A 12,759-nucleotide genomic window follows, 5' to 3' on the forward strand; every position below is an offset into this window, starting at 1 on the left:
AATGATCATGCCAGCCATGATGAAAGCGGCCATCTTCGTCGAGCCGGGACGTATCGAGATCGATGACAAACCGATTCCGGAGATCGGGCCCAACGATGCCCTGCTTCGTGTCACCACGACCACGATCTGCGGCACCGATGTGCATATCCTCAAGGGCGAGTACCCGGTGGAGCGGGGATTGACCATTGGCCATGAGCCGGTGGGGGTGATCGAGAAGCTGGGGGCCAACGTGCAGGGCTATGCCGAGGGCCAGCGAGTCATTGCCGGTGCCATCTGCCCGAGCTTTACCTCCTACGCCTGCCAGGATGGCTGTAGCGCACAGGATGGCGGCCACCATGCCCACGGCTACAAGCCCATGGGTGGCTGGCGCTTCGGTAATACGATCGACGGTGCCCAGGCGGAATTCCTGCTCGTGCCGGACGCCCAGGCCAACCTTTCACCGGTTCCGGACGGCCTCACCGACGAGCAGGTGCTGATGTGCCCCGACATCATGTCGACCGGCTTCGCCGGGGCGGAGTCGGCCGGCATCAAGATTGGCGACACGGTGGCCATCTTTGCCCAGGGGCCCATCGGCCTGTGCGCCACCGCCGGAGCCCGGCTGCGTGGAGCCGGATTGATCATCGCCGTGGATGGTGTCGACGAGCGGCTCGAGATGGCACGCCAGATGGGCGCCGACATGACGCTGGATTTCCGCAAGGTCGACGTGGTATCGGAAATCCTCAAGCTCACCGGTGGCCGTGGGGTGGACGCCTCCATCGAGGCGCTCGGGCTGCAGTCCACCTTCGAGTCGGCGCTGAAGGTACTCAAGCCTGGCGGCACGTTGTCGAGCCTCGGTGTCTATTCGGGCGATCTCACCATTCCCCTCGGTGCGTTCTGTGCCGGGCTTGGCGACCACAAGATCGTCACATCGCTCTGCCCCGGCGGCAAGGAGCGTATGCGTCGACTCATGCAGGTGATCGAAACAGGCCGGGTGGACCTTGGCCCGATGGTCACGCATCGCTACCCGCTGGAGCGGATCGCCGATGCCTACGATCTCTTTTCTCTCCAGCGCGACGGTGTGCTCAAGGTGGCCATCCAGGCGAGTTGAGCGAGTTCGGGACTAGCGTTGAAACGACGTGCGGAGCCTTCCTCACGGAGTGCTAATCTATTTCGACGGTATTGAACGGTCATTCAATGTTCATTCCGCCGTCATGAAGTAGCGCGATAAGGATTGGGCGGTATTGGCCGCCTGACCCCAGCACCCTGTGTCTGACTCTACATGGAGAGACCGTCATGTCGTTCACCCGTCGCCGTTTCCTGCAGGGCACATTGGCTGTCGGCGCGGCCGCTACCGTACCGTCGTTCTATATCAATAAGGTGCTGGCCCAGGAGCAGACCCTGCGCATCTATGCCTGGGCGGGCTACTTCACCGACGAGATGCTGGCCGACTTCACCGAGAAGACCGGTATTCGCGCTACCTTCACCCCTTATGGCACCAACGACGAGTTGATGAATTCGCTGCGGGCGGCGGACGGCAGCGGCTTCGATGTCATCATGCCCACCGTCGATCGCGTGCCGGGGTATCTGGACTATGACCTCGTGCAGCCGCTGGACGAGTCGCGGATCGACTGGGGCGGTGCCCTGGACAGTGCCATCGAGGGTTCCGAGGTGGGTGGGGTAGTGGACGGCAAGCGTTACTTCGCGCCCAGCGACTGGGGCACCGAGGCGATTGCCTGGCATCGCCGCTATGTCGAGCTGGATCGTGCCAACCTCAGCTATGCCGACCTATGGAATCCTGAGCACGGCCAGGGCATAACGGTGCGCGGCCATTCGGCCCTGGTGGGTATCGGCCTGTGGCTGGAGCGCGAGGGCATGTTGCCGTTTCCCATGCTCGATTCCTACAAGAGCGAAGAGGCGATGCGCGCCAACTTCGACGTGATCCTCGAGGAAGCGGTCAAGCACAAGCACATGCTGGTGCAGTTCTGGGACACCGAAAACGAGGCTCAGGCCGCCTTCCGCACCAATGGGGCGATTATCGGACAGACCTGGGATTCCACCGCCTTCCGTCTCCAGCAGGAGGGCGAGGATATCGCCTACGGTGCACCGAAGGAGGGGGCCATGGCGTGGATGGAAGGCTTCGTGATTCCCAAGAATGCGCAGAACCCGGATGCCGTCTACGAACTGATCAACTGGTATTACACCCCCGAGGCCGGCGCCATGTTCGTCAGGGCCACCGGTTACAACTCCACGTCCAAGGGAGCCACTGAACTGCTCCCCGACGAGACACGCCAGTTCTTCACCGATTCCTACACCGAGCAGGACCTGGCCAACCTCTGGTGGTGGCCGATCCAGGAACCCTGGTACGTGGCGCTGCGCAACGAGTACCAAGATCGCTATCTCTCGGCATGAGGACGACGTGAGCATGGAGGGAAGCGTCCGGCTGGACGAGGTGGTGATGCGCTTCGGCGACTTCACCGCCATCGAGACGACGTCGTTGACGATCGAGTCGGGGGAATTCTTCAGCTTTCTCGGCCCATCGGGCTGCGGCAAGACCACGCTCCTCAATATCGTCAGCGGCTTTCTCGTGCCCAGCCAGGGGCAGGTGCACATCGGTGGGGAGCCCATGGCCGGGGTGCCGGTCAACCGGCGCCCCACGGCGATGATCTTTCAGAACCTCGCGCTCTTCCCTCTGATGACGGTGTTCGAGAACATCGAATTCGGCCTGGAAGTGCGCGGTGTCGACAAGAAGGCGCGCCGCGAGGTCTCTGAACGGTTGCTGGCCCTGGTGGCCCTGGAGGGCAGCGGTCCCAAACGGGTCACCGAGCTTTCCGGTGGACAGAAGCAGCGGGTGGCCATTGCCCGGGCGCTGGCGGTGGAACCCCGCGTGCTGCTGCTCGACGAACCGCTCTCGGCCCTCGACCTGAAGCTGCGCCAGCACATGCGCGCCGAGCTCAAGACTATCCAGCGCAAGACCGGTATTACTTTCATCTATATCACCCACGACCAGGGCGAGGCACTCACCATGTCCGACCGGGTGGCGGTGATGTCGGCGGGACGGATTCAACAGGTCGCCGATCCCATGACGCTCTACCGCAGCCCGGCGACGGGCTTCGTGGCCGCCTTCGTCGGGGAGACCAATCGGCTGGAAGCCAGGCTGATCGACCGCGAAGGCAAGCGGATACGGCTCGACGGCGGGGTCCTGGGCGAGCTGGCTGGGTGTGCCGGGGAGGGCGTTGAACTGGGCAACGGCGAACGGGTCGCGCTCTACGTGCGTCCCGAACACCTCAAGCCGGTGTCGGCGGATGCTGCCGGACCGCGGCTGGAAGGGGACGTCGAAGCGGTGCACTTCGAAGGCGCCTCGGTAATGCTGGAAACCCGGCTATCGGCCTCCGGCGAGACGCTGCGGGTACAACTCGGCCATGAGGTCTCGCGGCAATACGCGGATTCCCTCACCGTCGGCCAGAGGATGACGTTCGGCTATGACCCGGCGGATGCGGTGGTGCTTCCCGATGATAGGCCGGTGGTCGACGAGACCACCGGCGAGATGGTGGAGGAGCGTACGGTGACGGGAGGCGCCCATGTTCCGTCAGCTTAGGGCGCGCTTCGGCGGGCCACTGGCGGCGGCGATCCTCACCCTGCTCGGCATCTGGCTGATTGTGATGGTGACTCTGCCGCAGCTGCAGATGATCGACTATTCGCTGCGCCCCAACCTCCTGCCGGCGCAGGTAGGAGGGCCGGACGATCGCCTGACCCTGGGCAACTACGCCACTCTCTTCAGCAACGACATCCATCGTTCCATCTTCCTCAAGACCCTCTGGTCGAGCGTGCTGGTCACGGTGCTGACGCTGGTGGTGAGCTACCCGCTGGCCTGGTACCTGGCCAAGGTGGCGACTCCGCGGCAGGCGGCGCTCTGCATCCTGCTGTTGATCATTCCATTCTGGATCAACGAGATCCTGCGCACCTATTCCTGGTTCATCATCCTCTCTTTCCGGGGGCCGCTCAACGAGGTCCTGATGATGACGGGGCTCATCGATCGGCCGATACGCTTCCTCAGCGGAGATGGCGGGGTGATGGTGGGGATGGTCTACGCCTACATCCTGTTCATGGTCTTTCCCGTCTACAACGCCATCGAAAGCCTCGACGACAACCAGGTGAGGGCGGCACGCGATCTGGGGGCGGGCACCGTGCGTACCCATCGGCGCATCGTCATTCCCCATGCCAAGCCGGGTATCGCCACCGGCTGCATCATGACGTTCATGCTGGCGGCCGGCAGCTACGCGGTGCCGGCCCTGTTGGGCTCGCCCGGCAGCCGCTGGTTCACCCAGATCATCTACAACTGGTTCTTCGAGGGCGGCAACTGGAACCAGGGGGCGGCCTATGCCTTCCTGCTGCTGGTGCTGTGTATCGGCTTCATGTCGCTTGTCATGAAACTTTTCAAGGTTGGGCTGGGGGATATCGCCAAGTGAGCTCGCAACGCCTGCTGGCCTTTGGCCTGCGTTTCTATGTGGTGGTGTTCTTCCTCTATCTCTTTCTGCCGCTGCTCATCATGGCGGCGGCCACCTTCAACGACAGCCGTTTTCCCACGGTGACCCCCTGGGATGGCACCACCTTGCGGTGGTTCGGGGAGCTCGCGGCCGACGGCGGCATGTGGCAGGCGTTGGGCAACAGTGTGATCGTCGCCTTCGGGGTGCTCTGCCTGGCCGTGCCCATCGGCATCTCCACGGCGCTGTTTCTCAACACCGTATCGAGCCGCGCCAAGCCGTTCCTCTATGCCTTGATTCTCTCGCCGCTGTTGACGCCGGGGGTGATCATCGGCATCTCGACGCTGATCTTCTGGCGCCAGTTCGGGGTGAGCGGCGGCATCTTTCTCACCGTGCTGGGCCAGGCGACCTTCATTGCCGCCTACGTCATGCTGATGGTCACGGCGCGCCTGCAGCGCTTCGATCGCACCATGGAGCGTGCCGCGCTGGACCTGGGCGCGAGCCAGTGGCAGATGTTCCGGCGCATCCTGCTGCCCTATCTCAAGCCGGCGATCCTCTCGGCAGCGGTGATCGCCTTCCTGCAGTCCTTCGAGAACTACAACACCACCCTGTTCGTGGTGGGCTACGACACCACCCTGACCGTCTACATCGCCTCCAAGGTGCGTACCGGCCTGACGCCGGCGGTCAATGCGCTGGGGCTGATCCTGATCCTCGTCACCGTGGTGCTCGCCGTTGCCTACGAGGTCAAGCGGCGGCGGGAGGAAGCCGCCAGGGCAAGGGCTTGAGCCCAGGGGCTGAGTCACGTGCCGTTCAAGCTTGTGGCCAGACCTCCCCAAGCACCTCCAGGGCCGCGGCGATGGCGGGTTCCTCGCTGCGCTCGCGCTGCCATGCAAAGCACAGCGTGCAGGGCAGGCGCACGCCCTTGGCGACGACCAGGCCACGCTCCTGGCGCTCGGCCATGGCCAGGGCATCCCGGGCCAGGCTAAGGCCCACACCGGCGCGCACCAGGTCGAGCATGCAGGCTTCCTGATCGACCTGGGCCACGCCGTTGGGCACGAGCCCCAGCGGTTCCAGTATGCCTTTCAGCAGCCGATGGTGTGCAGAGTTCGGCGGGGTGACGATCCAGGGCAGGGCGGCCAGGCTTGCCCAGTCGGTGCGCACCAGCCGCGAGGCCCAGCCGGCGGGGGCGATCACATGGTAGTGGAAGTGGGTCAGCTCACGATGCATGACCCCGGGGCTCTCGGCGGCGGAGGCGGCGGGACCCTGGCCCGGAGGGGCCAGGAAGAAACCCACGTCCAGCTCGCCTCGCTTGATCCAATCAAGAACCGTGCCGCTCATGCCATGCTGCAGCTCCGTCTCGAGCTGCGGCGCGCGTTCCACCAGTCGATGCAGGAAGGCGCCGAGGCGAATGAACTCAGGGTCGACGATGGTGCCGATCTTCAGCCTGCCGCGGAGGGTGCTGTGCAGGGCCTGGGCGCTTTGCTCGAAGGCGGCCATGGTGGCAAGCGTTCTTTCCGCGGCCGGCAGCAGAGCCTGGCCGTCGGCGGTCAGCTCGAGGCCCTGCGGGCGACGTTTGAACAGCGTCAGCCCAAGCGTCTGTTGCAGCTGCTTGAGCTTGAGGCTGACCGCCGGCTGGGTCAGGTGCAGCCGTTCAGCGGCCCGCGACACGCTGCCTTCCCGGGCGACGGTAATGAAGGCGCGTAGGGTCTGCAGGTCCTGCATGGCGCGCTCCGCAAGGCTAGTGATATCAGCGAATCTTATATCTCCCTTTTGAATATCTCAATTGATCCCTGGCTCGGCAGCGGTAGTCTAGACGCATACACGACGGCGCCTGATAGCCCAGAGCGACGGATGACGCCCCGTGACACTGATCGCCGCCAATGACAAGACGAGACCGCCATGACCACTAGCCGCATCGAGCATTATATCAACGGTCGAATGACAGCCGGGGAGTCCGGCCAGACCCAGAGCGTCTACAACCCCGCCACCGGCCAGATCAGTGGCCAGGTCGCGCTGGCCTCCCGGGCCGATGTCGATACCGCGGTGGCCGCGGCCCAGGCCGCCTTTCCCGCCTGGGCCGACACCCCACCGATCCGTCGCGCCCGGGTGATGTTCAAGTTCCTCGAGCTGTTGAATATCCACAAGGACGACCTGGCGGCGGCCATCACGGCCGAGCACGGCAAGGTGTTCACCGACGCCCAGGGCGAGGTGGCCAGGGGCATCGACATCGTCGAGTTCGCCTGTGGCATCCCGCAACTGCTCAAGGGGGATTACACCGAGCAGGTCAGCACCGGTATCGACAACTGGACCGTGCGCCAGCCGCTGGGCGTGGTCGCTGGCATCACCCCGTTCAACTTCCCGGTGATGGTGCCGATGTGGATGTTCCCCATCGCCATTGCCGCCGGCAACTGCTTCATTCTCAAGCCCAGCCCGCTGGACCCCAGCCCCTCGCTGCTCATCGCCGACCTGCTCAGGCAGGCCGGGCTGCCGGACGGTGTGTTCAACGTGCTGCAGGGTGACAAGGACTCCGTCGAGGCGCTGATCGAGCATCCGGACGTCCAGGCGCTCTCCTTCGTCGGCTCCACGCCGATTGCCAACCTGATCTACGAGCGTGGCGCCCATCATGGCAAGCGCGTGCAGGCCCTGGGCGGCGCCAAGAACCACATGGTGGTAATGCCCGATGCCGACCTGGACATGGCGGTGGATGCGCTGATCGGTGCCGCCTACGGCTCGGCCGGCGAGCGCTGCATGGCGATCAGCGTGGCGGTGCTGGTCGGTGACGTGGCGGACAAGCTCGTGCCGCGGCTGGCGGAGCGGGCCCGGGCGCTGAGGGTCAAGAACGGCATGGAGCTTGACGCCGAGATGGGGCCCATCGTCACCCGGCAGGCTCACCGGCGCATCACCGGCCATATCGAGAAAGGCGTGGCCGAGGGGGCCGAACTGGTCGTCGACGGCCGTTCCTTCGATATTGCCAGTACCGGTGATGGCTGCGCCGAAGGGTTCTGGATGGGCGGCTCGCTGTTCGACAACGTCACCCCCGAGATGACCATCTACAAGGAAGAGATCTTCGGCCCGGTGTTGGCCTGCGTGCGGGTGCCCGACATCGCCACCGCCATCCAGTTGATCAACGACCATGAGTTCGGCAACGGCGTGAGCTGCTTCACCGAGAGCGGCAGCGTGGCCCGCGAGTTCGGCCGTCGGATACAGGTGGGCATGGTGGGTATCAACGTGCCGATCCCGGTGCCCATGGCCTGGCATGGCTTCGGCGGCTGGAAGCGCTCGCTGTTCGGCGACACCCACGCCTACGGCGAAGAGGGCGTGCGCTTCTACACCAAGCAGAAGTCGATCATGCAGCGCTGGTCCGACTCGATCAACGCCGGTGCCGAGTTCTCCATGCCGACCCATAAGTGAGTCCTGCTGGCAGAAATACGCACGACGTTAGTGAGAGGCGCCGAGGGGAGATCGAAGAGGAGGTCATTTGCCAGGGAAGGCAAATGTAGCGCCCAGGGATGGGTTCACAGCGCCTCCTCGCAGGTCTTCCCCTCGGATCAGCCTCGAACGGGCATCAACTGCCGTACATAAGAGAGAGGCTTTGCTGTTGGCTCAGGTTGCCGGCGGCATGTCGAGAGGAAGCACGCCATGGCAGAGCAGGAGTTCGACTATATCGTGGTGGGCGCCGGTACCGCCGGTTGCCTGCTGGCCAACCGCCTGAGCGCCGATCCGGCCAACCGGGTGTTGCTGATCGAGGCGGGCGGGCGCGACAACTACCACTGGGTACACATCCCGGTGGGCTACCTCTACTGCATCAACAACCCGCGTACCGACTGGTGCTTTCGCACCGAGCCCGACAGGGGGCTCAACGGCCGTTCCCTGATCTACCCCCGGGGCAAGACCCTGGGCGGCTGCTCCAGCATCAACGGCATGATCTACATGCGCGGTCAGTCACGTGATTACGATCACTGGGCGGCCGTGACCGGGGATGATGCCTGGCGCTGGGAAAATTGCCTGCCGGACTTCATCAAGCACGAGAACCACTATCGTCTGGACGCGGCGGGGGACGGCGATGACGAGCATCGTCGCTTCCATGGCCATGGGGGAGAGTGGCGCGTGGAAAAGCAGCGCCTGAAGTGGCAGGTGCTCGATGATTTTGCCGAAGCCGCCGTGCAGGCGGGTATTCCCAGGACGAGAGACTTCAACCGCGGCTGCAATGAAGGGGTCGACTACTTCGAGGTCAATCAGCGAAACGGCTGGCGCTGGAATACCGCCAAGGCATTCCTGCGCAATGGTCAGTCGCGCAGCAACCTCACCGTCTGGCACTCCACTCACGTGCAGCGGCTCGGCATCGAGTCGGGAGAGAACGGGGAACCGCGTTGCGTGGGTGTGCGGGTCGTGCGTGCCGGGAAGGACATCATGGTGAAGGCAAGCCGTGAGGTGATTCTTTCCGCCGGCGCCATTGGTTCTCCGCAGCTGCTCCAGCTCTCGGGCATCGGCCCGGAGGCACTGCTCGCCGAACACGACATCCCCCTGGTCAAGGCACTGCCCGGGGTGGGCGAGAACCTTCAGGACCACCTGCAGATCCGCTCCGTCTACCGGGTGAAGAAGGGCAAGACGCTCAATACCATGGTGAGCACGCTACTCGGAAAAGGGCTGATTGGCCTGGAATACGTCTTCAGGCGAACCGGACCGATGAGCATGGCGCCTTCGCAGCTGGGCGCCTTCACCCGCAGCTCGCCGGATTACGAGCATCCCAATATCGAGTATCACGTCCAGCCGCTCAGCCTGGAGGCATTCGGCCAGCCGCTGCATGACTACCCGGCCATTACCGCAAGCGTGTGCAATCTCAACCCGACCAGCCGGGGCAGCGTGCGTATCAAGAATCGCGATGCGGGGCAGGCTCCGGCCATCGCGCCCAATTACCTGAGCACCGAAGAGGATCGCAAGGTCGCGGCGGATTCGCTGCGAGTGACCCGCCGCATCGCCGAGCAGCCAGCCTTTGCCAAGTACGAGCCCGAGGAGGTCAAGCCCGGGGTGCAGTACCAGAGCGACGAGGAACTGGCCAGGCTCGCCGGTGATATCGGGACCACCATCTTTCATCCCGTCGGGACGACGAAGATGGGGCGTGACGACGATCCCATGGCTGTGGTGGACTCGCGTCTCAGGGTCCGCGGAGTGGCGGGACTGCGCGTCGTGGACGCCGGTGTCATGCCGACCATCACCAGCGGCAACACCAATTCGCCAACGTTGATGATCGCCGAGAAAGCGGCAGGGTGGATCCTGGCAGACCGGGCCTGAAGCCCGCCTGGCCGGCCGCGCTCTTTCCGAATCGATGCCTGTTCGGCCATTGCGTGAGAATAGTATTTGACGTGGCCCGATAAATGGCGCATCCTGCTTGCCAGTTGGATAGCAAGTGGAACATCGCAAGTGGTCATCGAAGGCTCATGGCATCGATTTCCCGGTGAATTTTCTTGTTTTACCCAGCATAACTCGGGTATTTCCCGGCAAATTAAACGCTATTCGAGGAATTCGACAATGGCTACTGGTACAGTCAAGTGGTTCAACGACACTAAAGGCTTCGGCTTCATTTCTCCGGACGAAGGCGGCGACGACCTGTTCGCACACTTCTCCGAGATCCAGGTTGACGGCTTCAAGACCCTGCAAGACGGCCAGAAGGTTTCCTTCGACGTCACCCAGGGCAAGAAAGGCCTTCAGGCTTCCAACATCAAGTCAGTCGACTGATCGTCGAATGTCATGGTGAGCGCAACCCCCGGGTTGCGCACCGCAGAGCCCGCTTAGGCGGGCTCTGCTTGTTTGTGTATCCCTGTCGCAGCGCTGGGCAATGGCCCGGTAAATCAGCAGATCACGGCAAATAATGTTTGACCTCCGTCAGTGGAGGGGGCAAGCTGAGCTCGGTTGGTTGGCAAGTGGAACATCGCAAGTGGTCATCGAAAGCTCCATAGCATCGGTCGCCCGGTGAAAGTTTCTTGTTTTACCCACTGCAACTCGGGTATTTCCCGGCAACACAAAACGCTATTCGAGGAATTCGACAATGGCTACTGGTACAGTCAAGTGGTTCAACGACACTAAAGGCTTCGGCTTCATTTCTCCGGACGACAGCGGCGACGACCTGTTCGCGCACTTCTCCGAGATCCAGGCAGACGGCTTCAAGACCCTGCAAGATGGCCAGAAGGTTTCCTTCGACGTCACCCAGGGCAAGAAAGGTCTCCAGGCTTCCAACATCAAGATCGTCAGCTAACACCTGATCGTCTGGATGTGCGCTGCCGCAAGGCAGCGCTGAACAGGGCCCGCGAAAGCGGGCCCTGCTTTTTTTTGGTTGGGACGTTTTTGGCGGGCTCCCCGCAATGGCAGGTTGATATATCTCTATAAAGAATAGATAAATTTCTACAAATATCTTTATGGAATAAGATGTGGGCGGCACAATAGCGAGACTCTTCTCTCGTTCTTGGATGCTCCATGTCGTTTGATGTCGTCATCACGCTCTCTGTCGTCATCGCGGTCTTTCCGTTGATGGCCTTTACGCGTATCGGGCCGGATATAGTACTGCTCGGCGCGTTGATCCTGCTGCTGACACTGGGTGTGATCGATACTGGCGAGGCGCTGGGCGGCTTTTCCAACAGCGGTCTGTTCACGGTGGCCTTTCTGTACGTGATGGTTGCCAGCATCCGGGAAACCGGCGGCATCGACTTGATCATTCGCCATGTGCTGGGGCGCCCGAAGACCCGGGGAGGGGCACTGGCGCGCCTGCTGCTACCGGTCGCCTCGCTCAGCGCCTTTCTCAATAACACCCCGGTGGTCGCTACCTATATTCCCGCGGTTCTCGGTTGGAGCCGCCGTCTGAATATTCCCTCCCATCGCCTGTTGATGCCGCTGAGCTTCGCATCGATCCTCGGCGGCACCGTTACCCTGTTCGGCACCAGCACCAACCTGGTGGTGCATGGTCTGCTGACGGATCGCTATCCAGAGCTTGCCATGGGCCTGTTCGATATCGCCTGGGTTGGTGTGCCGGTCGCTATCGTCGGGTTGGCTTACCTGATGCTGCTGGGGCATCGGTTGCTGCCTCAGCGCCGTGAAGCGGCACAGGCTTTCGAAAACCCCCGCGAGTTCACGATCGAAATGGAAGTCGACCCCAACGGCTCCCTGGTGGACAAGACCGTGGAAGAAGCGGGGCTGCGTCATTTGCAGGAGCTCTTTCTGGTAGAGATCGATCGGGGTGGCAACGTGGTCAGCGTGGTGGGTCCGGGTGAGCGTCTCAAGGGAGGCGATCGACTGGTATTCGCCGGTACCTCGACGGCGGCGGTGGAACTGCAACAGATTCGTGGTCTGATCCCGTCCCGTCACGGTGAGTCGAGCCTGGAAAAGGACTTCAAGGAGCGCCGTCTGGTCGAAGCCGTGGTGTCCGACCAGTGTCAGTTCGTCGGCAAGCGAATTCGGGATGGCCACTTCCGGACGCTTTATGGTGCGGCAGTGTTGGCGGTATGTCGTGGCGGTGAGCGGGTGGCCGGCAACCTGGGGCAGGTACGGTTACAGCCATCCGATGTGCTGCTGTTGGAAGCGCGGCCACCCTTCATCGAACGCCATCGTCAGTCGCGCGATTTCCTGTTGATCAGTCAGCTCAATGGTTCGGCGCGGCCGGTCCACGAGAAGGCCTGGCTGGCCTGGAGCATCCTGGTGGGCGTCATCGCATTGGCCAGCTTCGGTGTGATGAGCATGATGAACGCCGCCATGTTGGGAGCACTGCTGGTGCTGGTGACCGGCTGCTGCACGGTGAGCGCGGCCAAGCGGGGGATGGACACCCAGGTCCTGCTGACCATTGCGGCTTCCTTCGGGCTGGGAGCGGCACTGGAAAGCTCCGGTGCCGCTGGAATGCTGGCTGGCAAGGCGCTTGGGTTCGCCGACGACAATCCCTGGCTGCTTCTTCTGGGCACGTATCTCCTGGTGGCCCTGTTGACCGAGCTGGTGACCAACAATGCCGCCGCCGTGATCATCTTTCCCATCGTCATGGCCAGTGCAGAAAGTCTGGGCGTGAATCCGATGCCTTTCGTCGTGGCAGTGATGTTTGCCGCATCGTCGAGTTTCCTGACCCCTATCGGCTACCAGACGAACCTGATGGTCTACGGGCCCGGCGGATATCGCTTTGGCGACTACCTGCGCGTGGGTGGGTTGCTCAACCTGCTGGTGGCCGCGGTGGCGCTGCCTCTCATACCGCTGTTCTGGCCGTTCTGAGCGGCTGCCCGCTCGCGGTAGATTGGGCTTTGCGTTAGGGTATCGCTTTTCGCCTCTT

General features: G+C 62.9%; 11 protein-coding genes. 10 read left to right on the forward strand and 1 reads right to left on the reverse strand.

The window, feature by feature from the left end:
• Positions 1 to 7: 7 nt before the first annotated feature.
• The 5 genes from C1H69_RS00930 to C1H69_RS00950 all read left to right on the forward strand — a co-directional run bounded on the left by C1H69_RS00930 (position 8) and on the right by C1H69_RS00950 (position 5,245).
• Positions 8 to 1,087, forward strand: coding sequence for an NAD(P)-dependent alcohol dehydrogenase (locus C1H69_RS00930; protein WP_102651547.1), 1,080 nt, complete (start codon positions 8 to 10; stop codon positions 1,085 to 1,087).
• A 185-nt stretch (positions 1,088 to 1,272) separates the two neighbouring features.
• Positions 1,273 to 2,388: a substrate-binding domain-containing protein gene (locus C1H69_RS00935; protein ID WP_102651548.1), complete on the forward strand. Its 1,116-nt coding sequence runs from the start codon at positions 1,273 to 1,275 to the stop codon at positions 2,386 to 2,388.
• Positions 2,389 to 2,401: 13 nt separating this feature from the next.
• Positions 2,402 to 3,574, forward strand: a complete 1,173-nt coding sequence (locus C1H69_RS00940) for an ABC transporter ATP-binding protein (RefSeq protein ID WP_102651549.1) — start codon at positions 2,402 to 2,404, stop codon at positions 3,572 to 3,574.
• On the forward strand, positions 3,558 to 4,445 hold the full coding sequence (locus tag C1H69_RS00945; RefSeq protein ID WP_102651550.1) for an ABC transporter permease: 888 nt from the start codon (positions 3,558 to 3,560) through the stop codon (positions 4,443 to 4,445). The genes C1H69_RS00940 and C1H69_RS00945 overlap by 17 nt, the downstream gene beginning before the upstream one ends.
• Positions 4,442 to 5,245 (forward strand): ABC transporter permease, encoded by an 804-nt coding sequence (locus tag C1H69_RS00950; RefSeq protein ID WP_102651551.1) that lies wholly within the window; start codon positions 4,442 to 4,444, stop codon positions 5,243 to 5,245. The genes C1H69_RS00945 and C1H69_RS00950 overlap by 4 nt, the downstream gene beginning before the upstream one ends.
• 25 nt (positions 5,246 to 5,270) lie before the next feature.
• Here C1H69_RS00950 and C1H69_RS00955 read toward each other — a convergent pair whose 3' ends face one another.
• Complete coding sequence (locus C1H69_RS00955; protein WP_102651552.1) at positions 5,271 to 6,182, reverse strand: LysR family transcriptional regulator; 912 nt, start codon at positions 6,180 to 6,182, stop codon at positions 5,271 to 5,273.
• 177 nt (positions 6,183 to 6,359) lie between these two features.
• Between C1H69_RS00955 and C1H69_RS00960 the strand changes: the two genes are divergently transcribed.
• The 5 genes from C1H69_RS00960 (at position 6,360) to C1H69_RS00980 (ending at position 12,701) form a co-directional block, all read left to right on the forward strand.
• A complete protein-coding gene (locus C1H69_RS00960; protein WP_102651553.1) occupies positions 6,360 to 7,871 on the forward strand; it encodes a CoA-acylating methylmalonate-semialdehyde dehydrogenase in 1,512 nt (503 codons plus the stop codon).
• 228 nt (positions 7,872 to 8,099) lie between these two features.
• Positions 8,100 to 9,752 carry a GMC family oxidoreductase gene (locus C1H69_RS00965; RefSeq protein ID WP_102651554.1) on the forward strand — a complete coding sequence of 551 codons (1,653 nt, stop codon included), beginning with the start codon at positions 8,100 to 8,102 and terminating at the stop codon, positions 9,750 to 9,752.
• Positions 9,753 to 9,989: 237 nt separating this feature from the next.
• The gene (locus C1H69_RS00970) at positions 9,990 to 10,196 is read left to right on the forward strand and encodes a cold-shock protein (protein ID WP_043517745.1); all 207 of its coding nucleotides are present in this window, start codon (positions 9,990 to 9,992) and stop codon (positions 10,194 to 10,196) included.
• Positions 10,197 to 10,506: 310 nt separating this feature from the next.
• Positions 10,507 to 10,713 (forward strand): cold-shock protein, encoded by a 207-nt coding sequence (locus C1H69_RS00975; protein ID WP_102651555.1) that lies wholly within the window; start codon positions 10,507 to 10,509, stop codon positions 10,711 to 10,713.
• Between the two features lie 218 nt (positions 10,714 to 10,931).
• Positions 10,932 to 12,701: an SLC13 family permease gene (locus tag C1H69_RS00980; RefSeq protein ID WP_102651556.1), complete on the forward strand. Its 1,770-nt coding sequence runs from the start codon at positions 10,932 to 10,934 to the stop codon at positions 12,699 to 12,701.
• Positions 12,702 to 12,759 lie beyond the last annotated feature (58 nt).

This window comes from Billgrantia endophytica (assembly GCF_002879615.1).
GTDB lineage: Bacteria > Pseudomonadota > Gammaproteobacteria > Pseudomonadales > Halomonadaceae > Halomonas > Halomonas endophytica.

What these genes read in the sequence shown, in the direction of transcription:
- C1H69_RS00930 (WP_102651547.1), top strand. Translation starts at nt 8, where the DNA reads ATGCCAGCCATGATGAAAGCGGCCATCTTCGTCGAGCCGGGACGTATC.
- C1H69_RS00935 (WP_102651548.1), top strand. Translation starts at nt 1,273, where the DNA reads ATGTCGTTCACCCGTCGCCGTTTCCTGCAGGGCACATTGGCTGTCGGC.
- C1H69_RS00940 (WP_102651549.1), top strand. Translation starts at nt 2,402, where the DNA reads ATGGAGGGAAGCGTCCGGCTGGACGAGGTGGTGATGCGCTTCGGCGAC.
- C1H69_RS00945 (WP_102651550.1), top strand. Translation starts at nt 3,558, where the DNA reads ATGTTCCGTCAGCTTAGGGCGCGCTTCGGCGGGCCACTGGCGGCGGCG.
- C1H69_RS00955 (WP_102651552.1), bottom strand. Translation starts at nt 6,182, where the DNA reads ATGCAGGACCTGCAGACCCTACGCGCCTTCATTACCGTCGCCCGGGAA.
- C1H69_RS00960 (WP_102651553.1), top strand. Translation starts at nt 6,360, where the DNA reads ATGACCACTAGCCGCATCGAGCATTATATCAACGGTCGAATGACAGCC.
- C1H69_RS00965 (WP_102651554.1), top strand. Translation starts at nt 8,100, where the DNA reads ATGGCAGAGCAGGAGTTCGACTATATCGTGGTGGGCGCCGGTACCGCC.
- C1H69_RS00970 (WP_043517745.1), top strand. Translation starts at nt 9,990, where the DNA reads ATGGCTACTGGTACAGTCAAGTGGTTCAACGACACTAAAGGCTTCGGC.
- C1H69_RS00975 (WP_102651555.1), top strand. Translation starts at nt 10,507, where the DNA reads ATGGCTACTGGTACAGTCAAGTGGTTCAACGACACTAAAGGCTTCGGC.
- C1H69_RS00980 (WP_102651556.1), top strand. Translation starts at nt 10,932, where the DNA reads ATGTCGTTTGATGTCGTCATCACGCTCTCTGTCGTCATCGCGGTCTTT.